The 21,465-nt window shown below is 62.5% G+C and carries 24 protein-coding genes and 1 pseudogene; 7 read left to right on the forward strand and 18 right to left on the reverse strand.

Features of this window, described 5'->3' with window-relative positions; all coding sequences use genetic code 11:
• From CH289_RS07960 to CH289_RS07995, 9 genes and pseudogenes are all read right to left on the reverse strand, one after another.
• Positions 1-630 (reverse strand): annotated as a pseudogene (locus CH289_RS07960) (hypothetical protein); the annotation flags it as partial.
• A 1-nt stretch (position 631) separates the two neighbouring features.
• On the reverse strand, positions 632-1,204 hold the full coding sequence (locus CH289_RS07965; RefSeq protein WP_179276767.1) for an HNH endonuclease: 573 nt from the start codon (positions 1,202-1,204) through the stop codon (positions 632-634).
• Between the two features lie 116 nt (positions 1,205-1,320).
• A complete protein-coding gene (locus CH289_RS07970) occupies positions 1,321-1,623 on the reverse strand; it encodes a hypothetical protein (protein ID WP_094727717.1) in 303 nt (100 codons plus the stop codon).
• 265 nt (positions 1,624-1,888) lie between these two features.
• A complete protein-coding gene (locus tag CH289_RS07975; protein WP_094727718.1) occupies positions 1,889-2,458 on the reverse strand; it encodes a hypothetical protein in 570 nt (189 codons plus the stop codon).
• Positions 2,455-3,300, reverse strand: a complete 846-nt coding sequence (locus CH289_RS07980) for a Rad52/Rad22 family DNA repair protein (protein ID WP_179276768.1) — start codon at positions 3,298-3,300, stop codon at positions 2,455-2,457. Before CH289_RS07980 ends, CH289_RS07975 begins: the two co-directional genes overlap by 4 nt.
• Positions 3,297-3,458: a hypothetical protein gene (locus tag CH289_RS28260; protein ID WP_179276769.1), complete on the reverse strand. Its 162-nt coding sequence runs from the start codon at positions 3,456-3,458 to the stop codon at positions 3,297-3,299. The genes CH289_RS07980 and CH289_RS28260 overlap by 4 nt, the downstream gene beginning before the upstream one ends.
• Complete coding sequence (locus tag CH289_RS07985; protein WP_094727720.1) at positions 3,455-4,381, reverse strand: hypothetical protein; 927 nt, start codon at positions 4,379-4,381, stop codon at positions 3,455-3,457. The genes CH289_RS28260 and CH289_RS07985 overlap by 4 nt, the downstream gene beginning before the upstream one ends.
• Positions 4,378-4,590 carry a hypothetical protein gene (locus CH289_RS07990; protein ID WP_143545071.1) on the reverse strand — a complete coding sequence of 71 codons (213 nt, stop codon included), beginning with the start codon at positions 4,588-4,590 and terminating at the stop codon, positions 4,378-4,380. The genes CH289_RS07985 and CH289_RS07990 overlap by 4 nt, the downstream gene beginning before the upstream one ends.
• Before the next feature lie 86 nt (positions 4,591-4,676).
• Positions 4,677-4,844 (reverse strand): excisionase family DNA-binding protein, encoded by a 168-nt coding sequence (locus CH289_RS07995; protein WP_179276770.1) that lies wholly within the window; start codon positions 4,842-4,844, stop codon positions 4,677-4,679.
• Between the two features lie 241 nt (positions 4,845-5,085).
• Between CH289_RS07995 and CH289_RS08000 the strand changes: the two genes are divergently transcribed.
• Together CH289_RS08000 and CH289_RS08005 are read left to right on the forward strand one after the other, a co-directional pair.
• A complete protein-coding gene (locus CH289_RS08000; protein WP_143545073.1) occupies positions 5,086-5,835 on the forward strand; it encodes a helix-turn-helix transcriptional regulator in 750 nt (249 codons plus the stop codon).
• 6 nt (positions 5,836-5,841) lie between these two features.
• Positions 5,842-6,348, forward strand: a complete 507-nt coding sequence (locus CH289_RS08005) for an ImmA/IrrE family metallo-endopeptidase (protein ID WP_094727724.1) — start codon at positions 5,842-5,844, stop codon at positions 6,346-6,348.
• A gap of 24 nt (positions 6,349-6,372) precedes the next feature.
• Here CH289_RS08005 and CH289_RS08010 read toward each other — a convergent pair whose 3' ends face one another.
• Positions 6,373-7,764, reverse strand: coding sequence for a tyrosine-type recombinase/integrase (locus tag CH289_RS08010; protein WP_094727725.1), 1,392 nt, complete (start codon positions 7,762-7,764; stop codon positions 6,373-6,375).
• A gap of 176 nt (positions 7,765-7,940) precedes the next feature.
• Between CH289_RS08010 and CH289_RS08015 the strand changes: the two genes are divergently transcribed.
• The gene (locus tag CH289_RS08015; RefSeq protein WP_256977075.1) at positions 7,941-8,618 is read left to right on the forward strand and encodes a GTP pyrophosphokinase; all 678 of its coding nucleotides are present in this window, start codon (positions 7,941-7,943) and stop codon (positions 8,616-8,618) included.
• Between the two features lie 113 nt (positions 8,619-8,731).
• On the forward strand, positions 8,732-9,316 hold the full coding sequence (locus CH289_RS08020; protein ID WP_094727726.1) for a giguanylate cyclase: 585 nt from the start codon (positions 8,732-8,734) through the stop codon (positions 9,314-9,316).
• Here the strand turns inward: CH289_RS08020 and CH289_RS08025 are convergent, their stop codons facing one another.
• From CH289_RS08025 to CH289_RS08045, 5 genes are read right to left on the reverse strand one after another with little or no spacing between them, the layout of a single operon-like run.
• Positions 9,317-10,156: a DUF72 domain-containing protein gene (locus CH289_RS08025; RefSeq protein ID WP_094727727.1), complete on the reverse strand. Its 840-nt coding sequence runs from the start codon at positions 10,154-10,156 to the stop codon at positions 9,317-9,319.
• Between the two features lie 24 nt (positions 10,157-10,180).
• A complete protein-coding gene (locus CH289_RS08030; protein ID WP_019667001.1) occupies positions 10,181-11,506 on the reverse strand; it encodes an MFS transporter in 1,326 nt (441 codons plus the stop codon).
• Positions 11,503-12,072 carry a 3-isopropylmalate dehydratase small subunit gene (locus CH289_RS08035; RefSeq protein ID WP_037159104.1) on the reverse strand — a complete coding sequence of 190 codons (570 nt, stop codon included), beginning with the start codon at positions 12,070-12,072 and terminating at the stop codon, positions 11,503-11,505. The genes CH289_RS08030 and CH289_RS08035 overlap by 4 nt, the downstream gene beginning before the upstream one ends.
• Position 12,073: 1 nt before the next feature.
• Positions 12,074-13,318 (reverse strand): 3-isopropylmalate dehydratase large subunit, encoded by a 1,245-nt coding sequence (locus CH289_RS08040; RefSeq protein WP_094727728.1) that lies wholly within the window; start codon positions 13,316-13,318, stop codon positions 12,074-12,076.
• 44 nt (positions 13,319-13,362) lie between these two features.
• Positions 13,363-14,235: an isocitrate lyase/PEP mutase family protein gene (locus tag CH289_RS08045; RefSeq protein ID WP_094727729.1), complete on the reverse strand. Its 873-nt coding sequence runs from the start codon at positions 14,233-14,235 to the stop codon at positions 13,363-13,365.
• A gap of 151 nt (positions 14,236-14,386) precedes the next feature.
• Between CH289_RS08045 and CH289_RS08050 the strand changes: the two genes are divergently transcribed.
• A complete protein-coding gene (locus CH289_RS08050) occupies positions 14,387-15,184 on the forward strand; it encodes an IclR family transcriptional regulator (RefSeq protein WP_019667005.1) in 798 nt (265 codons plus the stop codon).
• 72 nt (positions 15,185-15,256) lie between these two features.
• The gene (locus CH289_RS08055; RefSeq protein ID WP_094727730.1) at positions 15,257-16,777 is read left to right on the forward strand and encodes a metallophosphoesterase; all 1,521 of its coding nucleotides are present in this window, start codon (positions 15,257-15,259) and stop codon (positions 16,775-16,777) included.
• Here CH289_RS08055 and CH289_RS08060 read toward each other — a convergent pair.
• The 3 genes from CH289_RS08060 to CH289_RS08070 form a co-directional block, all read right to left on the reverse strand.
• On the reverse strand, positions 16,764-17,678 hold the full coding sequence (locus CH289_RS08060; protein WP_033189049.1) for a TIGR03564 family F420-dependent LLM class oxidoreductase: 915 nt from the start codon (positions 17,676-17,678) through the stop codon (positions 16,764-16,766). The genes CH289_RS08055 and CH289_RS08060 overlap by 14 nt on opposite strands.
• Positions 17,679-17,753: 75 nt before the next feature.
• Positions 17,754-18,407: a response regulator gene (locus CH289_RS08065; protein ID WP_020112485.1), complete on the reverse strand. Its 654-nt coding sequence runs from the start codon at positions 18,405-18,407 to the stop codon at positions 17,754-17,756.
• Positions 18,408-18,411: 4 nt separating this feature from the next.
• On the reverse strand, positions 18,412-19,686 hold the full coding sequence (locus CH289_RS08070) for a sensor histidine kinase (RefSeq protein ID WP_256977076.1): 1,275 nt from the start codon (positions 19,684-19,686) through the stop codon (positions 18,412-18,414).
• A 232-nt stretch (positions 19,687-19,918) separates the two neighbouring features.
• On the opposite strand from CH289_RS08070, the gene CH289_RS08075 reads away from it, so the two are divergent.
• Positions 19,919-21,465, forward strand: a 1,547-nt coding sequence (locus CH289_RS08075; protein WP_256977077.1) for an HNH endonuclease signature motif containing protein, incomplete at its 3' end; no start/stop codon positions are given.

Here is a 21,465-nt window from a genome sequence, read left to right on the forward strand (position 1 = left end):
CCTATTGGCGGGGGCGCTTCCCTCATCTACTTCTTTAGAAGTAGATGGAGTAGGAGCAGGAGTAGGAGCAGGTAGGGAACCCTCCCCCAAACGCTCCCCTAAATCTTCCCCTTGATTTTCAGGATTTAGGGGTAAACCTAGGGGGTAACCCGAGGGGTAATCGACCGGGTTCGCAGAGTCGCGGGTGAGGATCGAGGCCACCTTCGGCTGCCCCCAACCTTTGAGTTCAGGATCGTTAAGTTTGAGCTTCGCCAGCTCGAAAACGAACACCGACCGAAGCGCTTTCGACGCGATAGATGCGAACGCGAGGGCCATCGAGACAGCGATCTTAGGGTTCTTCATCAGTCCGTCGTGCTTGACGAACGAGCGGATCATTGCCTCCTCGGTCTCTTCGTCCACGATGATGAAGAGTTTCTCGGCTAGTTCACGGGCCGCTGCTTCTACGCCTGCCTTACCCCACGACTTGGCTAGGGCTCCTATGCGTCCAGGTCGCCAGTCGACGACGCCGGCGTAGCTGAGGCTCGGGGATGTCAGCATGACGAAGTAGAGGTGTTGCGCGGCGGGTGTGAGGTCACGGAATTCGTCGTCGGACCAGATATCGAGGCGTATGGGGGCGTGTTCGCGGGCCATGTCAGCTCCAGGGGTCTACTAGTTCGAGGGCGCGTTGCTGCATTTGTTTGACGCGCGTCCACGCGCATCCGCAGAAGTAGGTGAACTTGTCGGCGGATCGCGACAACATCGCTACGTCGATAAGCTCATCGAAGTCTTCTATGTTGAGGCCAGAGTCTTCGAAGCGGTCGACGCTCAGTTTCCAGTCGTTCGGTAGCGGGTTGGTTTCGCGGCCACCGCCGTCGACCTCGCGGGTCCATTGATTCCAAAGTTCCAGGAACTCTTGGCGTGAGACTGCGCGCGCGATTCGTTCAGTTGCGAACTCTTCAGATGCTCGAATGAGGGCGTCTCTCCAGAGCGCTGCGCGTTGGTCTATGTCCGCGACAAGGTTCGAGTCGGGGCTTATCGATGACTTGCCTGCATTGCAGGGTACGCAGGCGGTGACAAGGTTGGAGGGTTCGTCGAATCCGCCTAGCGCGACGGGGATTACATGGTCGACGGCGAGTTTGACCTCGGGGGCTGTTGCGCCGCAGTAACGGCAGGTGTGGTTGTCGCGTCGTAGAATTTCAAATCGGAGACGGCGTGATACGGCCATGCGATTGTCTCGCTTTCACGGTTGGGGTGCCCTGGACTCTACACTGGATTACGTACTGTGCACATGAAACGGCCCCCGATGCTGTCGCGTGTCGGGGGCCGTCGAGTTGGCGTTTTCTACAGGTGTTGGATGCGGATGTACCAGCGTGCCGGCGTCAACACCACGCCGCAGTGCGTGCAGGGGAGGTATGCGAGACGCATGTACCCCCAGATGACTTGGATGTGGGGTGTGCACAGGTAGCGGTCGATGTAGCCGTCGTGGTTGTCGGGTTGTCGGCAGTCGTGGCCTGTGACTGTCCATTCGGCGGTGTTGGGGCAGGGTGGCCGGTGGTGGTCGCAGGTGTGGCCGATTTCGCAGAGGATCGCCCAGTCCAGGTGTGTGAGTGGTTGGGCGATCCTCTGTTGTAGGGGTGTTGTCACGTCTGCCTGTATACGTCGCGCCGTGATTCGTAGCCGTACATGACGAGGGGGCGTAAGTGGCCGACGTGGACGCCCCATCCTGCGGGGCAGGGGTAGTGGTGTAGCGCTTCGGTGGATCGTTTGGCGACCCGTTTGGCGTCTCGTTTGTCGGTGTAGCAGCGTTTCCGTTCTCCTGTGGATGTGGTGCAGCGTTCGTCGGGGCAGGGGAACCATTGGATGTGGTCGGTTTGCCGTTTGGCCCGGTTTTGGGGTTTGTGGTTGCGGCTCACGCTGCAACCTCCTGCGCCGCATCGACTGCCCGATAAACGTTCACATGCTTCCGCAGTATCAACCCCGGACGCGTTCCCGCCTTCTTAATCCGCCCCTCCCTCACAGCTTTATCGAGCATTCCGTTAGCGGTTGCGGCCTCCGATTTGCTAAACCCCGGCAGGTGATCGATCGTGAAGTCCTCGCCGCCCTCGATGAGGCGTTCCAGTACTGGCTCCATACGAGACTTGGCCTCCTCCGTGAAGTCGATTCCGTATCGAGTCAGGCGATGCTTGAACGCGACAGGCGTGTAACCGAGGCGTTCGGCGATCTGGTCGACAGAGAAGCCGAACTTGGTGAAGTGCCGCAGTTCGGTGGCCAGGTAGTCGGATTCGGTTGGCTCGGGTATGCGCTCGATCTTGTACCGCTTAAGCGAGCTGTCGAGCGCTTGCTTAGTGAGCCCAAACGCTTCAGCGATGGTGGCGTGGTCGATGCATTTTTCTCGCATCTTCTGGTAGGTGATGGTGAAGTTTTCGCGGCGTCGCTTGGTGGCTTCGATGCGTCCGAGCTGCAACTCTGGCGTGTTCATGCTGCGTTCTCCTGTTCTGCCTTCATCGACGCGGATGCACCCTTCAAGATGTCGTGTAGTTCGGGTCGTTCTGCTTCGGGGATGAACTGGTCGACGGATTTCCAGATGCCTCGCAACTGTTCCAGGGTGGTGGCTTTGTCGATCTGGTCGAGGATGTCTTGTGCCGTGATGGTGGGCAGGGTGGATTGGAATCGGTCGGCCGCAGACTTCGACTTCGATGCTTCAGGCTTCACTGCGGTTTTCTTGGGCTCCGGGGCTACAGCATCGTCAGTCTTGTGGGTTTCCCGCTCGATCTCGTCGATACCCATCGACACAGCCTCAGGGACATCCTTCTGAACGTCTTTCTCCACGATCTCTTCCCCCGGCATGACCAGAGTTCCACCGACAATGGCGTTGGTGGATCCCTTGGAGTACAGGGACAGTCCGAACTGGTCGCCCAAGGCGATCGCGCAACGCTTCTTCGCCAACGAGATGGCCGACTTCATGGCGAGATCGTGGCCGTCTGCGCGGGTCTGGTTGGCGGAGTCTCCTGTCGAGCCGTCCTCGAACTTGCAGACTGTGTTGCCGTTGGCGTCACGGATGGTCAGGCGCATGGTTGCGCGGTAGCAGACGTCGTAGCGTCCTTCGGGCTTCTTTCCGTCGCGCTTGGTGTGCTGCTGTTCGAAGATCAGGTCGAGGGATAGGACTTCGTAGTCGAAGGATCCGAATCCGAAGACGCGGTTGAGGTGTGCGAGCACGTCCTGCTGCGGCAGATGAGAGTTTCCTTTACCGTCCCTAAGCACGCGGACGGGGTTGATGGGGGCGAGAAGCTGCTTGGTCTGGGCTGCGGTGAAGTTGCTCATGCTGCGTTCTCCTTCGAGGGGTAGGGCTGTCCGAGTGCGCAAGCCATGGCGTCTTCCCACCGGAAAAAGGCGAACTCGCCTCCGCCTCGTGGACGCCACGCGACCCACGCCCATTCGCCGAGCCAGCGGCGCTGCACGTAAGGTTTCTGATGCTTCATGCTGCGTTCTCCTGGTCGTAGTTGGCGAGTTCAGCCCGAAGCTGATCGAGGTCGACTTCCTTGCGAGGCGGATACAGGGCAACACCCTTCTTCGTCGGCTGACGGTTGCCGATCTTCTGCTTGCCGCACATGATTTCCCGTGCCGAACCAACCCGATCGAGGATGTCCGACTTCAGTTTGGTGACTGCGGTTTCAGCCTCGGCGGCAGCGTTGCGAGCTTCGATGTAGCGGATCGCCAACTCGGGGTGGATTTCCCACTTGGAGTCGGCTTCGATCTCTGGGTGCTGCCTGCGGATGATGTCGTAGTCCGCGTCCGAGCCGTCCGCCTCTGGTGGTACGCCGGCGACGACGTTGTTGATGTAGAAGTCGCGGCAGACGTTGACGATGGCTTCTGCGTGCTGCGGGTTCCAGTCGATGACGTAGGTGTTCAAGTCGAGGTAAGTGCCGAGCACTGGCATGATGCACCGTTCGATCGATGGGTCAGTGTGGCGCGCTACCCATAGTTCGAACATGGTTTGCACGTAGTAGACCAATGGGACTTCGTTGGTGCCGGGGCGTCCGAACTTCTGGCCGTGGCGGTCGGACTTCATCTGCACCAGGCGTCCGTCCGAGAAGTCGTCGGGGGTGGCGGATGCGGGGAAGCCTGCATCGTCGCGGGTGAACTGCACTTCATGCCCGAGGAGGGTCGCGCCGGGGTTGCGGTCCAGCCACATGCCGCGGATCGCGGGCTCCAAGTGATGCCCGTCCTTTTGGATCTGTGACGATTCTTCCTGCGGTAGCGGTTCGCCGATGTAGGCGGCGCGCATCGGCTCGTACACGGAGCGGGGTCCGCCCCATTTACCGGCTACGCCATAGATTTTCGGGGCTTTGGATGCGCTGATGGAGAGCTGCCATTCGGCGGTGCCTGCTTCGATGATGGTCACAGGGATGCTCCGTACTGTTCGGCGGCGTTGATGAGCCAGAGGGAGCTTGCGGCGAAGACGATGACGATGCCTGCCCAGATGCCTGCGAGTGGTGTGAAGTCGAACTGTTCGTTTGGGTCGTTGTCGAGGTGTTCTGTCTGTTCGTAGATGTCTTGGTCTGCGTCGGTGTAGGTGGGGTGGCTCATGCGTTTGGTATCCTGTCTGTGCATCGGCTTGAGTTTTCTGTCCTCGCTGTTGCGGCCCGGTCCCGTTACTCCCTGGCAGGGGAGGGGCCGGGTTTTTACGTCTCCCCGCATCACGCGTTCCCGTGCGGTGTCTGCTTGGCGAAGGCCAGCACATCGGCCGGGTCGAGTCTGGTCAGGCGACCGACCTTGTAGGCGGGCATCCGCCCCTCCTGGATCGCCTTTTCGATGTAACTCTTCGACACGCGCAACGCTTCGGTCGCTTCGAGGATCGTCCACATCACGGAACTCGAAGGGGATGGTGCAGGGGGTGATTTTTTCGTTCTCGGCATGTGCACACAGTAACGCACTGTGCACAGTTAGCGCAACCTATTCATTGCCCACCAACCCATATCGAGCCATACCGACCCGTACTGATGGATTTGATCTTGAACTGCGTCAGCAAATATCCAGCAAAGATCCGCTCCGACCTGCAATCGTCCTGCTTGCCGTTGCCGAGTGCAGCACCTCATACTTGTGCGCATGAGTAAGCGAAAACCCGCCGAAGTGACGGACGAGCCGAGCTGGAACGGCGGACCCGTCATTCACGATCGGCGCATAGAACTGGGGCTGTCGAAGCGGCAGGCGGCGAAAGACGCCAACATCACGCAGAACACGTGGACGTTCGCGGAGATGGGAAGGTTGCAGGACGACGGATCACGCACCTTTCCTATGCCGACCGATGACACACTGCAACGCATAGAGATAGCCCTGGACATGCCCGAGGGGTCACTGCTCGCACTCAAACAGCAATCCGGTCCGCCGCCCGCCACATGGGAAGGCGGAGAATTGGTTCGAAAGCTTCGGGAAGAACGCGGTCTGACAGTCAGGCAGGCCGCTAAAGAGGCCGGGGTTAATCATCGTTCGTGGTCATACATGGAGCAGGGGCGACCGAATGCCGACAAGGGAATGTTGGTGCGCGCCATTCCGACTGAGGATTTCCTCGGGAAGGTCGAGGACTTTTTCGACTTACCCCCGGGTCAGTTAGTGAGTTTGAAAAGGCGGGTGGAAACAAACTATAGGAATGGTGTAACGGATTCGGCATCTGGCACGGTAGCAAGCTTGAGACGCGGTAAAGTAACTCTACCGAGAATCGCCACAGTCATTCAGACGGATTACGCCAGCGTTGACGAACTAGCTGAAGACTTGCTCCCCTACACCAAGCATTTAACTGCCGCCGACCGCAACGCACTCATAGGCCGGATAGTGGCCCAACAAACAGAGGAACCCTAGAACGCCATGCCCATGATTGACGCCTACGATCCCTGGTTCGACGCCGACAGCCGTACCGGGCTGCGTGTCGATTACACGGACGTCGACACCGCCGACTCCACCTACATCGCAGACCGCGGCTTGATCCTCATCAACCGCCGTCAAGGGGTCGCGGCGCAACGGTGCAGCCTTGCGCACCAGCTCATGCACCTGGACAGTGACACGAGCGACGAGACAGCTCTAGAGGTAGAAGTAGCGAAGCGGCTCGTCTCCACGTCGGCGCTCGTAGACGCAATCATGGGGAATCGGACAGCGACGGCTGTAGCGCGTTCGCTGAACGTCACCATCCCCATCCTCATGGCACGGCTATCGGATCGGCCCAACACGTTTGCCCGTTTCGAATGGCCCGATCTCGTGATGCCGCACCGCTGCCTCCGCCTACGAATCGACCGCGTTCTCTCCACGCCGATACTTGGTGAAAGCATCCTTTTCGTTCAGGAACGCAAAAACGGCCCCCACGCAATAACTGCGTGAGGGCCATTCATTCAAACAATGTAATCAGGTGAGGGATTTCCACCAGTCGTCTTCCATTTCGACGGCTGGTGGAGCGGTAGCAGTAACAGTCGCACCGCCTTCTTTCAACGCCAATTCCAGCAGACGTTTCGTTTCCGCAAGCTCATCCCGCAGAACATCCACCTCTGATCTTTCCTCCACCACCACATAATCCTCCGGCCCCAGATCGATCAGATTCGACAACATCCCCAAAGCCTTACGGGACTCGTCCAAACTGACATCCAGATAGCCGCGATGCCTATCCACACTGGAATGCCCGACGATCTTCATGCGCACCGACTCCTCCACCCCCGCTTCCGCGAGAAGAGTGACCGCAGTGTTGCGTGACGCGTGCACCATCCGCTTAGGGCAGTCAGCCCGCTCCAACGCCGCATACCACGCCTTCTCGTCCGGCTGAGAACGGATCGGCGTACCCACATGCGACACCCACAACAAACCCCACGGATTCTCGGGCATCTCCGCAATGTGCTGACGTAGCCGCAACGCCAAACCCGGAGGTATCGGCACCGCGCGCATCGACGACTCCGTTTTCGTCGGCACCAGACACATCGCCCCATGCAACTGCGTCATCTGCGCCCGAAACTCATCCTCGACCTTGAAGCCACGGTGCGGGCAGTAGTCAGCGCGGCCCTTCCCGCACGGATCATCATCGGGGCAGCCGTGCCGCATCGGAATCGACGCAAGCTGCAACGTGTACTCCACCCACGCAGCCTCCGGGTCATCGATGTGCACACGATCGACAGTCAACCCCAGCGTCTCGCCCTGCCTCGCCCCCGTGAACAATCGCAGTTCCCACAACAGCGCGAACGGATCCTTCGACTCCTGCGCGGTCGCAATCATCCTCCGCGCCTCCGGGGCCGTCAGATGCCCGCGCCCCTTCGGACGATACTTCGGGGCACTCACCATATCCGCGACATTGCGGGTCGTGATACTTCGGCGCATCGCCTCCTTCAGGATCTCCTTCAGGATGCCGTGCGTGTCCCGGATGACGCCGGCACCGACACCGTTGTCCTTCATCCGCCGATGCAGCTCTTCGACGTGTTCCGGCTCCAGTGACCGCACCTTATACTTGCCCAGTGCCGGGGTGAGGTGTTTACGGATCTTCGACTCGTAACCGCGGCGCGTGTTCGGTCGCAGCTTCGGGCCTTTGATTGTCTCAATCCAATGCTGCATGAACGTCGCCATCGTCGTCTTGTCGTTGGCGTACTTCAATCCGTCTTCGATGGAGCGGACGAACTCCCGACGTTTCGCGACGGCCGTCGACTTCACCTTCGATGTAAAGGTGTGCCGCTTGCCTTTGTAGTAGGCGTCCGCAACCCACAGTCCATCGCTTTTGCGCTGGTGGGGTAGGGATTCCGCGGTCAACTTCTCGACCATCGATGCATCCTCACTGTAGCGATTTACTGTAGCGGTCACGGTATGGGCGGGCGGGGTTCCGTATGGCTCCGTGGGCACAGTTCGTGACCGAACTATAGTCGCTGAACCGAGATCCGTTGTTACACCGCTCTGACCTGCGCACACTCGGATTGCGCAATCCGCCCGAATCTGCTTTCATGATGGGGTACAAGTTCGGCATCGACGAACTCATGACCAAGATCAACATCTTGAAGGAGGAGTTCACCCACATCCATCGGTACAGTCCGATCGAGCACGTCGGTTCACGGCTCAAGACCCCCGAGAGCATCATCACCAAGGCTCGACGAAAGAACTGCCCGCTGACCCTCGACGACATCCGGTCGAACATCGTCGACATCGCAGGCATTCGCATCACGTGCAGCTTCATTTCCGACACGTACCGCATCGCGGACATGATCGGCAGCCAGACCGACGTGCGTGTACTCGAGGTCAAGGATTACATCGCGACGCCGAAACCGAACGGTTACAAGAGCCTTCATCTCATCGTCGAGATTCCGGTGTTCATGAGCGACCGTATCCAACCGGTGCCGGTGGAACTGCAGATCCGTACCATCGCGATGGATTTCTGGGCGAGCCTCGAACACAAGATCTTCTACAAGTACTCCGGGACCATTCCGGCGCCGTTGCTGGCCGAGCTCACCGAGGCCGCGGACAGCGCCAACCGCCTCGACGTCACGATGGAGCGGCTGCACGACGAGGTGGCCGAGTTCAAGAACGACAAGTCCGACGACGCCATCCACCTCAACTCGATGCCGCCATTGGCTCTGCCCCGCGAACTGTTGATCGCCATGCTCGACGGCACCCGATCACTGTGACACGTCACAGAATCGTGGACGTGATCGACTGATACCGAACCGGTTTCGCCGTAGGACCCCCTCCTGGTGTGTCAGACTCCGATCGCGGGACCGTACAGAATCGGGGGATCGGGATGTCGGCAGCCGGCGACACGCTGGAAGAGCGGTACGAGTGGGTCGTCGACGCGATGGCGTCGCTCGCGATCACGACGATCGTCAAACGTGTGCTGGCGTTCGCGACCCTGAGCATGGCCATCATCCCGGCGTTGGAACTCGCGTCGGGGTACGCCCCCGCCACCACGGCCGGAGTAGCCGTCACGTGGGCATCGATGCTGTTCGCCTTCGCCGCCGCAGTGTGGTGGTGGGTGTCGCCGTGGCCTCGCATCGGCCCGGCCTTCGTGTTCGTCATCGGATCCGACATCGCCATCTTCCTCGCAGTCTTCTCCTCGACCACACCACCCGCGATCACCCTGGCCAAGACTGCGTTCTTCATCGAGATCGGGATGTTCGTCGGCTTCTTCCTGGGCCGGTGGATGCTCGCGACGCACGTCGCGCTCTGCACACTGTTCACGACGGTGATTGCCGTCTGGGTGGTGGTCGAAGACGGTCTCAGCCCGATGATGACCGTGTTCGTATGGGCGCCGATCGTCGTGTCGATCAACGGATTCGTGCTTCTCCTGCACTTCTGCGCCAGCTCGGTCCGCATGGAGTTCGAGTAGTCAGATACGTTCGCGCAGCCTCATCGCATCGAACGGAGCGAAGCCCTTGACGTCGTTGTCGAAGTACGCGAAGACGTCTCGGCCCGTGGCCGTCCACTGCGCGATGCGATGAGCCCATTTGTCCAGGGCGGCATCGTCGTAACCGCTCGCGTACAGTTCCTCGTCGCCGTGTAATCGGAGGTACATGAAGTCCGACGTCGGCGTATCGATGAACGGGTAGCGTCCGGCAGTGTCGGCGACGACGAACGCTACATCTTTCTCTCGCAACAATTCGACGGCCTCGTCGGATCGGAAGCTGTCGTGCCGCACCTCGAGTGCGTGACGTAACGGGCGGTCACCGTCGATCACGAGACTGACCCTGTCGTCGGGCAGCTTGTCGTCCCGTAGGCCCCCGAGAGCCACGGCCTCCGTGGTCGTGCGGGGCAGTAGATCGAAGAACGCAGCCAGCGCACCGGCGTCGAACTGCAGGTTGGGCGGTAACTGCCACAGAAATGGACCGAGTTTCGGTCCCAAGCTCAACACACCCGTCGAGTAGAAGTTGGCGAGAGCGGATTCGACGCCGACGAGCCTCTTGATGTGGGTGATGTACCGCCCGCCCTTGACGGAGAACACGAAGTCCTCAGGCGTCTCGTCACGCCACTTCACGAAGCTCGCCGGCTTCTGCATTGCGTAGAACGTTCCGTTGATCTCGATGGAGGACAGCCGTTTTGACGCGTACTCCAACTCTCGGCGGTGTGCCAGACCTTCGGGGTAGAAGTCACCACGCCACGGTGCGTACGTCCAACCCGAGATGCCGACCCTGACCGCCGGCGTCGATGTGTCCGGTACCCGTCGCGTCATGCGAATCAGTATGCCCTCACCGCATCAGACCGGCAGGGCTGTCTTTCCGGTTTCGCGAATGGTGAGAACCGTGGCGACGCCGATCGCGCAGACACCCATGACCCAGTATGCGGGAGACATGGCGTTGCCGGTCGATTCGACGAGCTGCGCCGCGACGTACGGAGCAGTACCACCGGCAGCGATGGTGCCGATGTTGAAACCGAGCGAGACTCCGGTGTAGCGAACGGACCTGGGGAAGAGCTCGGTGAAGAGAGGAAACGCGGGTACCTGGACGACGCCGTTGAGCACCATGTAGACGAAGTACACGATTCCGACGACGACGATGCTGGCCGTGGCACCGAGAATCATGAACGCGGGCAATGCGATCACGATGTACGCGAGGTATCCGGCGAGCAGCACGGGTTTGCGGCCGAATCTGTCGGTCATCATGCCGCTGAGGGGGAACGTGGCGCACGCCAACGCAATACTGATCGCGGATGTCCAGTACACCGCGTCCTTGGAGAACCCCAGATCGTTGATCAGGTACACACTGAAGTACGTCAGGCCGATGTACCCGGACCCGTTCATCGCGATCGCGATACCCACGACGCGCAGCACCGACCACGGGTTGCGCTTCACCACGTCGGACAGCGGGCTCTTGGTGACCTGGTTCTTCTCGGCCATCTCCTCGAATTCGGGACTGTCCTCGAGCTTCAACCTCACCCGCAGGCAGACGACAGCCAGGGGCAGAGCGAGAAGGAACGGAATTCGCCATCCCCAGGACGACATCTGCTCGTCGGTGGTGACGAGGGCGACCAGACCGACAACCGCTGCGGCGACGGCGAATCCGAGTGTCGAACCGATCGGCGTGAACGATCCGAAGAATCCCCGACGGTTGGGCGGCGCGGACTCGGCGATGTACGTTGCGGCGCCGCCGATCTCACCCCCGGCCGAGAACCCCTGCGCCAGGCGGATGATCACCAGCAGAACCGGAGCGAGGTAGCCGACGGACGAGTGCGTCGGAAGCAGCCCGAGGATGCCGCAGGCGATGCCCATGCAGACGACGGTGATGACCAGAGCGGATCGCCGACCACGTCGATCGCCGAGGCGGCCGAAGAAGATGCCGCCGAGGGGACGTGCGACGTAGGCGACGCCGAACACGGCGAGTGTTGCCAGGATCGACACTCCCGGGCTGGTGGACGGGAAGAACAGCGGAGCGATGACGACGGCGAGGAACCCGTACACCGCGAAGTCGTAGTACTCGATCAGAGTTCCGACGCCGCCGGCGATCGCGGCCCGTCTGGCGGTGGTGTTCGACTTTCCGGGGCTTGCCACGTCGGTCCTCGTGGATGGGTGCGGCGCATTGGTCATGTCGGCTGTCCTTGCTGTACGAGTGACTGCTGTGCGAGTGACTGCTGTGCGAGTTGGTGTTCGGCGATGAGGAGTTCGTAGGATCCGCCGGCCTCGATGACGGCGACGGTCCTGGGGTTCGGGGGCGAGCCGACGAGTTCGGTTCCGTCGTCGGTGCGGAGGGTCGCGGAGCGCCAGTCCAGCGTCACGGAATCACCCGTCGCCACGGCGGTGGACACTCCGGGAACGGTGATGAGCGGCATCCCGTTGAACGTTTCGCCTCGCCAGAATCCGGGCGAGAACGACTCGGCGACGATCGCTGCGATTCCGGCGTTGCGCAGCGCGACCATCGGCGGGTAGTGCGGGTGACCGTATCCGAAGTTCCGGCCACCGACGATGATGTCTCCCTGCCGAACTCGGTCGACGAACCCCGGGTCGTAGGCGTGCATGCACACGGACCTGAGGTGGTCGGGGTCGTAGGACTTGATGTTGGAGACCCCGACGACGAGGTCGATGTCGAAGTCGTCGCCGAAGATCCAGGCGACTCGTCCCTCGATGACGTCGGGTGGTGGTGGATAGGCACTCACGTCATGAACTCCATTCTCGAACGGTTCCGGCCAGGGCACTCGCCGCAACCGTGTACGGCGATCCCATGTAGATGTTCGCGTCGGAACTACCCATCCGGCCGGAGATGTTGAGAACTCCCGTGGAGATGCAGTTCTCACCTGCCTGGAGTGGCTTCTGATAGCCGAAGCAGAAGTCGCAGCTCGACACCGCGATGGTGGCCCCTGCGGATCGGAGTACGTCCAGAATTCCCTCGCGCTCGGCCTGCTCGTGTACCTGCTGCGAGGTCGGGACGACGTTCAGTTCGACGCCGGGGGCGATGGTGTTGCCGTCGAGCACCAGGGCAGCGGCACGAAGGTCTTCGATGCGCCCGCTCGCACAGGATCCGATGAAGGCCTTGGTGATCGGCGTTCCGGCGGCCTCCTTCGCGGTCATGGTGTTCGCGGCGCGCGCCGAGCCTGGCTGTACGACGCGGGGGACGACCTCCGACAGATCGATGGTGTGCCGGGCCGCGTACACGGCGTCGGCGTCGGGGTGAACCGGCTCGAAGCTCTGGCGTGCAACCGTGTTCGCGTACGCCAACGACGTCTCGTCCGGCTCGAACACCGCGGACACTGCACCGGTGAACATTGCCATGCCGCACAGTCCTTGACGGTGATCGATCTTCATCGACCGAGCGCCGGGACCGCCGAATTCCATGACCTGGTGCGCGCATCCGTCGGCGCCGACGAGATCGATGATGGTGTGGACGAGGTCTCTGCTGTCCACGCCCGGGGAGAATTCACCGACGAGATCGAACCGTGTGGTGGCTGGAATGTCGACGTACACCTTCCCGGTCACCCATGCCTCGATGAGATCGCGTCGGATTCCCCACCCGAGCGCTCCGAACGCTCCGACGCCGCTGATGTGGCCGTCGAAATGAACGAGGAAGTCGCCCGGAATCGCCAGTCCCAGTTCGGCAGTCAGCTGGTGGCCGATTCCGCGGCCTTCGTGCAGTTCGATCCCGTAGAACTCGCACCAGTCACGCGTGACCTTGTGGACCTCGGCTTCTTTGTCGTTGTTCTTCGTCAACATGTGGTCGATGAACACGACGTACCGACTCGGATCCTCGAGCTCGGTGATGCCGAAGTCCTCCCGCATCTGACGGAACATCACGTCGGTGTACCCGGGGAAGTCGTAGGCGATCATGCGGGCCGGACGGACCGGGTGATTCTCACCCGCGCGTACCGTCTCGCTGTCGCAGGCGCGAGCCAGAATCTTCTCGGTCATGGTGTAGCCGGGACTCGTCGGGTGGGGACTCGTCGGGTGGGGACTCATTTGGCAGCCTCGGGGAGGTATTTGCGCTGTTTGGCTTCGACGTCGGAGAAGCCGATGAGGTCGACGAATTCGTGGTGCGACAGTGCGTCGGCGCTGACCGCGGCGGGAGCTTCGCCCCCGGCGAGGCGCCGCAGTGCCGTCCGTGCGGCGCCAGTTGCCGCCATGAGAACCTGCGTCGGCAAGAGGGCGAGTCGAACTCCGATGCGCTCCAGCACTTCCGGAGTGAAGTCGCGTTCGGTCCAGGTCGATGCCGTCAGCGTGGCCATCAGTGGAACGCCTACCTCGTCGTGGCAACGCTCCCATTCCTCGATGGTCTCGAACGTCTTGGTGACGGGCATGATCATGTCCGCGCCCGCCTCGACGTATGCCTGCGCACGACGGATCGCGTCGTCGCCCCGAGCATCGGTGCGCGCGATGAGCAGCACCGTGTCGGGTGTGGAGTCTCGCACGGCACGGATCTTGCCCGTCGCCTCTTCGACGTCGACGAGTGCCACCGGGTCGCCGACGCAGATGGGGCAGGACTTGGGAGACACCTGGTCCTCCATGAACATTCCTTGCACGCCTGCGTCGACGAACTTCGTCGCGGTTCGTGCAGCATTGACGGCGTTGCCGTAGCCGGTGTCGATGTCCGCGACCAGGGGAAGTTTCGAGGTTTCCCGGATGGTCCTGATGGCCTGAAGGTTCTCCGTCATGGTGTACAGCTCGGCATCGGGGAGTCCGAGCGCAGCGGACACCGCGAATCCCGACGCGCACAGTGCGTCGAATCCGGCCTGCTCGGCGAGCTTGGCCGTCAGACCGTCCCACACCCCGGGGGCGTAGACGAGTCCGGCGGAGGTGAGGTCCTTGAGGGTGGGTGTCGAAGCCGTCATCACTGAGTCCGTTCCGTATTGCGGAATGAGTTCCGTATTTCGTGATACGAAGCTAGAGTGGTCCGGGTCACATGTCAACACGGCACCCCGAAGACGCCGGTTCGTATGATGGCCAGACCGATCACGGACTACCCCCGAAAGCGAGTAACCAGTGGCTGCGCCCTTCCAGTCCGACACCCAGGCGGGACGGGACATCGTCGGAGCCGTCCTCAAGGCATGCACTCTGCTGGAGCATTTCGACGCCTCCCGCCCGGTCTGGACTCTCGGAGATCTCACCGCGGCGAGCGAGATGAACAAGACGACGGTGCATCGCTTGATGACCACTCTCGTTCACGCTGGGTGGATCGACCGGACGGCGGACGGGGCATACCGCGTCGCGATGCCGGTGTTCGAAATCGGCTCGGCGGCATTGGTGAACCTGGACATCCGAACGGCAGCGCGGCCGTACATGACCCAACTCGCCGACGCATTCGGGGACACCGCCTACCTGATGGTTCCCGCCGAGGAAGGTGCCGTGTGCATCGATCGGCTCGAAGGGAACAATCCGTTGGTGGTCGCGGGCATCAACATCGGCTCGGTGCTGCCCTACCACGCTGCTGCAGGCCCCATCGTGATGCTCGCCAACTCGGACACGTTGCGTGACAAGTGGATACAGAGCGATCTGCACGCATTCACCGAACACACCGTCACCGACGCAACCCGCCTGCGCGAGCACCTCGACGCCGTCAGAACTGCCGGATATTCCGTGAGCAATTCCGACTACCTGACCGGCGTCGCCGCTGTCGCCGCCCCGATCCTCGGACGAGGAGGAGCCGTCGTGGCCTCCATCAGCATCGGCGGACGAGTCGAGGCATTCGAAGGCGAAGCCCTGGACCGGAAGATCGAACGCGTTCGCGACGCTGCCACCCGGCTGACGCGTGCTGCCGAGGCGTTACCTCAGCGAACGTGACGTTTCGGTCCGTGATCGGGCCGTCACTCTCGCCCCCGACACCTACTCCCGAGCGTCGGTAGCCTGGACAGAGTGAAGGCCGCCCCGACCATCGGATCTCTCCTGCTCGCGTGTGCTCTCGTCGGCGCCGACGCCGTGGCCGCCCCCGGCGAGATCCGGTCGCAGGCACCCGCCACGGCGGTACCCGCCCTCGGACTCACCTCCGTTCCGGAGGCGGTGTCCGCCGACATGGTCGCCGGAGTGGGCGACGGCACCGCGAGTGTCGAGGAGTCGTCGGGCTCCGCCTCCCGCACATCGGCGTGGGACGAATTCCCGTACCTCCGCTACACCGCGACGTTCGCCCCCGGAGTCGAATCCGCTGTTCTCACGTGGAACGGCACCTCCGTCAACACCAACGATCTTGCAATGCATGTGCGCGCACCCGGGTCGGACTCCTGGGGGCAGGCCGTCGCCGTCGCCCGCCCCGACACCAGCGGGGGCGACATCACTCTCGCGGCGCCCGTGACGGGAATCGACGGCGACGTCGAGGTGATGATCATCGACAGCCCCCGCGCCGATCGGTCCTTCGTCGACGACAACGCCTCTCCCGACGGCGCTTTCGCCGAGCCGGGCACCTACGACTTCGCGCTGCAACACATCAGTGACACTCAGTACATCTCGCGGGACGATCCCACCGTCTACGACGACATGACGCAGTGGACCGTCGACAATGCCGAGAAGTACGGCATCGACTACAGCATGCACACGGGGGACATCATCCAGAGTTGGATCAGCCCCGGCCGTCCGGATGCGCAGTCGCGCATCGAATTCGAGGCTGCGAGCGAGTCCATGAAGCGGCTGGAGGATGCGGGTGTTCCGCACGGGGTGCTCCCCGGCAACCACGACAACCTGTGGAATGTCGCGGGCAAACTGGTGCCCGGAATGCACGAGCAGAACCACGCTCTGTACAACGAATACTTCGGCCCTCAGCGATACCGAGATCAGCCGTGGTGGGGTGATTCGTTCACGGCCGAGGACAATTCGGCACACTACGACCTGATCGACATCGCAGGCGCGAAGTTCCTGATGCTCTACATCGGATACAACCCGCCCGAGAAGGTCATGAAGTGGGCCGAGCAGGTTCTCGACGATCATCCGGATCGGAACGTCGTGATCGGCACCCACTACTACCTGGACGAAGGCGGCGAGAAGAAGCTGATGGCCTTCGGCGACATCGGCGCCAGCTCGGGTCAACAGATCTGGAACCGCCTCGTGAAGCCGTACGAATCGGTGTTCCTCGTGTTGTCGGGGCATGTCGACGGGCAGGCCACCGTCGTCGACAGAGAGGTCGACGACACCGGCCGCACCGTCGTCCAACTCCTCGCCGACTACCAGTACTTCGAGGTCGACGGCGAACGCGCCACAGGCTTCCAACGCCTCCTGCAATTCGACGTCGACGGCGGACAGATAGCCGTCACGACACATTCACCTGCTCTGAATCGGTTCGACGTGGAGAACTACGATCCCCGACGCCGATTCGTCCCCGAGGACGGAGAATTCGTCACCGACTTCACACTCCGCGCCGACGTTCCCCGAGCCGTCAGCGCGCGATAGCCGCCCAGGTGTCTTCCTGTGTACGTGGGCCGAGCAGACCTGATTGCGTGACAACGACTTCCGTCGCACCTGCATCGTAGTAGCGCTGAATTCCTGCCTTCACGTCGGCTGCGGATCCGACCAGTACCAATTCGGCCGCCCGCTCCACCCCTTCCTCGGCCACCACCCGCTGATACGACGGGATGGCATCGTAGAAGGACATGGCATCCTCGGCGGCGGCCCGGCCGGCGTCCACGTCGTCGGTGACGAGCGCGGCAACGAACGCGATGACGCGGACCGGTTTCCGGCCTGCGCCGGAGGCAGCCTTGTTCACCTGGGGAACGATGCTCGTCTCGAGTACCCGCGGACCGGCCAGGAAGGGCAGGATGCCGTCGGCGAGTTCCCCGCTGGCCCGTAGCGCCCGCGGTCCCATCGCAGCGACGAGCAATGGTAGATCCGTGCCGGCGCCGGCCACGGTGGTCGGCAACGGCGGCGCGGCGGTGATGAACTCGCCGTGATGATCGGCGGTTCCCGTCTCCACGAGCGATCTGGCGACGGTGAGGAATTCACGAACCCGGTCGACGGGTTTCGAGTAGGTCACGCCGAACGCTCGCTCGACGAGGTCGGGTGCGCCCAATGCCAGACCGAGCTGGAACCGCCCCTGAGTCGCAGCCTGTACGGTTTGCGCCTGCGACACCACCAACAGCGGATGACGCGCGAAGATCGGGACAGCCGAGGTACCGACCTTCAGCGCGGGAACCTCCCGTCCGACGATTCCGGCCAGGGTGATCGCGTCGTAGTCGAACCTCTGCCCGAACCACGCGGAATCGAATCCCGCGGACGCCGCGACCGTCGCCTGACGGACCACGTCGTCGACCGCATTTCCCTCGTCACTGGTGCTGAGCGCAACTCCGATAGTCATTCTTCCGACAACCAGTCGGCGAGGCCCCTGGATTCCCGGTTCGCGACTTTCGCTCAGCCTGATTTCAATCCGCGTTCACGTCCGAACACCGTCCAGATACTCGAGCACGGCCAGCACTCGACGGTGCTGCGCATCCGAGGGAGGCAGATCGAACTTGGCGAAGACATTGCCCACATGCTTCTCGACGACCCGCTCGGAGACTGTCAGCTTGGACGCCACCGCAGAGTTCGTCAAACCCTGTGCCATCAATGCGAGCACCTCCCGTTCACGGGGTGTCAACCTGTCCAACGACGTCCGCCGCTTGCTGGCGCCCATCAACTGGGTGATCACCTCGGGATCGAGAGCGGTGCCGCCCGCCGCGACGCGAGCCAACGCCTCGACGAATTCGCCGACGTCGGCGACACGATCCTTCAGCAGATACCCGACTCCCGACGCCCTGTCCGCCAACAGCTCTGCCGCATAGCGCGTCTCGACCCACTGGGAGAAGACCATGACCCCCGTCTCCGGGCGTCGGCGTCGAAGTGCCACTGCCGCGACGAGACCCTCGTCGGTGAAGCTCGGCGGCATCCTGATGTCGATGATCGCGACGTCGGGACGATGCTCGTCGACGGCGGCCTCCAGCGCCTCGGCGTTTCCGACTGCCGCACACACCTCGTTGCCACGTTCGATCAGCAGCTGCGCCAGACCATCCCGCAGGATGACGTTGTCCTCGGCGATGACGATTCTCACGACATCATCCTTTCTCGGTCATCGGCAGCACCAGGGTCACGACCGTCGGTCCACCTGCCGGACTGGCCACTGTCATCGTTCCGTCGACCGTCGATGCTCTCGACTCCAGCCCGGTGATTCCTGTTCCGGCACCGGGTACGGCTCCGCCGATTCCGTTGTCCCGCACGGCGACGACAACCCGGTTCTGCTCCTCACGGACCGAGATCCATGCGGTCGACGCATGAGCGTGCTTGACGATGTTGGTCAGGAGTTCCGCCACACTGAAGTACGCGATCGTTTCGACACTCCTGCTGGGCCTGGACCCCAGGTGAACCGAGAGCACGGTCGGCACGGCCGACCGAGCCGCGAGTGTCTTCAGTGCCGCCTCGAGCCCGAGATCCAATGCCGGCGGGTGGATACCGCGAACGACCTCCCTGAGTTCGCGAAGCGCGTCCTTGGCCGCGCCGTGGGCGGCGGTGATCAATTCTGTCGCGTCCTCGCCTCGTGCGAGTTTGTCCTCGGCTCGGCCCAAGGCCATTGCCATCGTCACCAGACGTGCCTGGGTTCCGTCATGCAGATCTCGTTCCACCCGGCGCAACGTCGCGGCCGAATCATCGACCGCCACAGCGCGCGTCGTCTCCAGTTGTGCGACCCGTACGTCGTACTCGCTTTCACCGAGCAAGGCCTCGATCAGGAAGCGCTCGACAGCGGCCAGCAGTCTGATCGGCCACGGTGCAACGAAGAGGCACACGATTCCGAGCAGAACGAGCACGATCATCTGCGGCCAGGTGTCGAAGTAGACGGAGCCGAACGACACGAACGAATGCCGCACGTTGCCGTCGCTGTCGAGCTGAGTCGGATCGAAGACAACTCCGACGACCGGAGACAACGCCATCGCGAGCGCGATGACAAGAAAGAGAAATGCTCCGAATGCGCTCGCCAGCGCCACGACCGACTGAATGACCATGAACAAGATCGCGCGCCATCCCGCCCGATCGGTCAATGCAGCGGCCAGTGACCCGACCACGCCCTGCCACCGAAACGGCTGCGGCGCAGGCACGTGCGTACCCAGAAGTCGATCCGACAGCAGACGGAACGCAACACCCCACGCACGCGCTCCGACAATGACCACAGCCAAGATCGGAATACCCACCAGCAGTACGACGAGGACCGTTCCGAACATGAATCCGACGAACAGATACGCAGCACCCAGCGCTCCCAGCATCGAGCTCACCAGAAGATAGCCGCCCTCGCGCCAGGTGCGGCCGTCGATCGGCGCGCGCAGTATCAGGCTCGTCATCGATCTCGCCCTCTCTCCCGTTCCGGCTGATTCAGTATCCACTGCCTCGATCTCCACCAGAGTTGTCATGCACTCAGCCTTGCCTGTCAGGGCCGACGAATCGAGGGTGCGGGCCACCATGCCGAAGGTGTGGCCAGCTACACCACGGGTCGTTCAAAGTTCAACTTGCACAGCGTTATTCATGCGAACGTGTGTTCGAAAACTTGTCGGTGGGTCTGGTTATGGTGGTGTCATGCTCATGGGGGATGAGGGTTCGGGGACAGCAGTCGGTGACTCGGCGGTCGGTGACGCGGCGGTCGGTGACGCGGCGGTCGACAGTACGGGGTCGGTGTTGCCGATCGAGGCGGCGTATCTGGCTCAGGTGGTGGCGACGTTGGAGCGTCAGGTGGAGATTCTGAGTCGGATGAACATGCGCGGCGCCAGCACGGCGGATCAGCGTGCGGTGTTGGTGCGTACCGAGGCGGTGACGCGGTCGTTGTTCGGGCAGTCGCACACCTGGCTGGCGGATCTGATGGATCTGCGTGGTCTCGACGACATCTGGGGATCGGTCCCCGACGCTCTGGCGGTGTTGCTGCGGATCTCCCGCAGGCGGGCTGGGCAGCGTATCCGTTTGGCGGAGACCCTCGGTACCCGCACGGCGATGACGGGGGAACGTCTGGCCCCGGAACTGCCCGCGACAGCTGCTGCCGCGCAGGAGGGGGTGCTCGACGAGGAACCGCAGGAGGTGATCCGCAAGTTCTTCCGGCGCCTGGGCAGCAAAAGCGATGTCGAGACGCGGGCGAGCGCGGAGCGGCAGTTGGCGCAGCTGGCTCGGGAGCTCGGTCCGGACGAGTTCGCGGCCGCCGCTCGCCGGTTGTACGACCTGCTCGACCCGGACGGGGATCTGACCGACGAGAGCACTCTCGCCGAGCGCTGCTACGTGAAGATGGGCAAACCCGGACCCGACGGTCTACGCAAAGGCTGCTTCGTCGTCGACCCCGAAACCGGTGCGTACATGGAAGCGATCTTCGAGAAATGGGCCAAACCCGGCATGCTCGACCCCGACGACGCCTCACCCCTCACCGACCCACCCGAACCCACACCGCAGGCAGGCACAGCCGACGCAGCATCGACCGAACCGACACTGTTCGGCAACGGCAACGGCAACGGCAGTGGCAGTGGCAGTGGTGGGGGCAGTGGTGGGGGTGATAGCGCCGGTGATGCTGCGGGTTCCGGTCGGTCCGGTGGGTCCAGTGGTAGCGCCGGTTCGGAGGACCATCCTGAGGTGGTCGAGCGGGCGCGGCGGGATCGTCGCAGTGTGGGACGTCGACAGCATGATGCACTCAAGGCGATCACGCGGCAGATGTTGGCGTCCGGGAAGCTCGGTAGTCACCGCGGGCTGCCGGTCACCGCGGTGATCGTCATGCAGTGGAAGGACCTGCACGCGGCTACCGGGCATGCAGTGACCGCGGCCGGGACCACCATCCGGATGCGTGATGCGATCCGAATGGCCTCCCACGCGGAGCAGTACCTCGCGCTCTTCGACGACGACGGCCGGCCCCTGCACCTGGCCCGCACCAAACGACTCGCCTCCGCTGATCAACGCATCGTGCTCATCGCCGCCGACCGCGGCTGCAGTTTCCCCGGCTGCACCCGTCCGGCGACGCGATCGCAAACCCACCACATCGAAGAATGGGCGCAGGGCGGGCGCACCGACATCGGGGATCTGACATTCGGCTGCGATATCCACCACCCACTCGTCGGACCCGGAGACAACGAGTGGGCGACGACGAAAGCCGG

The organism is Rhodococcus sp. RS1C4 (genome assembly GCF_002258225.1).
GTDB classification, from domain to species: domain Bacteria; phylum Actinomycetota; class Actinomycetes; order Mycobacteriales; family Mycobacteriaceae; genus Rhodococcoides; species Rhodococcoides fascians_E.

Excerpts from the sequence above, each read along its gene's own strand:
- CH289_RS07965 (WP_179276767.1), bottom strand. The coding sequence starts at position 1,204 with ATGGCCGTATCACGCCGTCTCCGATTTGAAATTCTACGACGCGACAAC.
- CH289_RS07975 (WP_094727718.1), bottom strand. The coding sequence starts at position 2,458 with ATGAACACGCCAGAGTTGCAGCTCGGACGCATCGAAGCCACCAAGCGA.
- CH289_RS07980 (WP_179276768.1), bottom strand. The coding sequence starts at position 3,300 with ATGAGCAACTTCACCGCAGCCCAGACCAAGCAGCTTCTCGCCCCCATC.
- CH289_RS28260 (WP_179276769.1), bottom strand. The coding sequence starts at position 3,458 with ATGAAGCATCAGAAACCTTACGTGCAGCGCCGCTGGCTCGGCGAATGG.
- CH289_RS07990 (WP_143545071.1), bottom strand. The coding sequence starts at position 4,590 with ATGCACAGACAGGATACCAAACGCATGAGCCACCCCACCTACACCGAC.
- CH289_RS07995 (WP_179276770.1), bottom strand. The coding sequence starts at position 4,844 with ATGTGGACGATCCTCGAAGCGACCGAAGCGTTGCGCGTGTCGAAGAGT.
- CH289_RS08000 (WP_143545073.1), top strand. The coding sequence starts at position 5,086 with ATGAGTAAGCGAAAACCCGCCGAAGTGACGGACGAGCCGAGCTGGAAC.
- CH289_RS08005 (WP_094727724.1), top strand. The coding sequence starts at position 5,842 with ATGCCCATGATTGACGCCTACGATCCCTGGTTCGACGCCGACAGCCGT.
- CH289_RS08010 (WP_094727725.1), bottom strand. The coding sequence starts at position 7,764 with ATGGTCGAGAAGTTGACCGCGGAATCCCTACCCCACCAGCGCAAAAGC.
- CH289_RS08015 (WP_256977075.1), top strand. The coding sequence starts at position 7,941 with ATGATGGGGTACAAGTTCGGCATCGACGAACTCATGACCAAGATCAAC.
- CH289_RS08020 (WP_094727726.1), top strand. The coding sequence starts at position 8,732 with ATGTCGGCAGCCGGCGACACGCTGGAAGAGCGGTACGAGTGGGTCGTC.
- CH289_RS08025 (WP_094727727.1), bottom strand. The coding sequence starts at position 10,156 with ATGACGCGACGGGTACCGGACACATCGACGCCGGCGGTCAGGGTCGGC.
- CH289_RS08030 (WP_019667001.1), bottom strand. The coding sequence starts at position 11,506 with ATGACCAATGCGCCGCACCCATCCACGAGGACCGACGTGGCAAGCCCC.
- CH289_RS08040 (WP_094727728.1), bottom strand. The coding sequence starts at position 13,318 with ATGACCGAGAAGATTCTGGCTCGCGCCTGCGACAGCGAGACGGTACGC.
- CH289_RS08045 (WP_094727729.1), bottom strand. The coding sequence starts at position 14,235 with ATGACGGCTTCGACACCCACCCTCAAGGACCTCACCTCCGCCGGACTC.
- CH289_RS08060 (WP_033189049.1), bottom strand. The coding sequence starts at position 17,678 with ATGACTATCGGAGTTGCGCTCAGCACCAGTGACGAGGGAAATGCGGTC.
- CH289_RS08070 (WP_256977076.1), bottom strand. The coding sequence starts at position 19,686 with ATGACGAGCCTGATACTGCGCGCGCCGATCGACGGCCGCACCTGGCGC.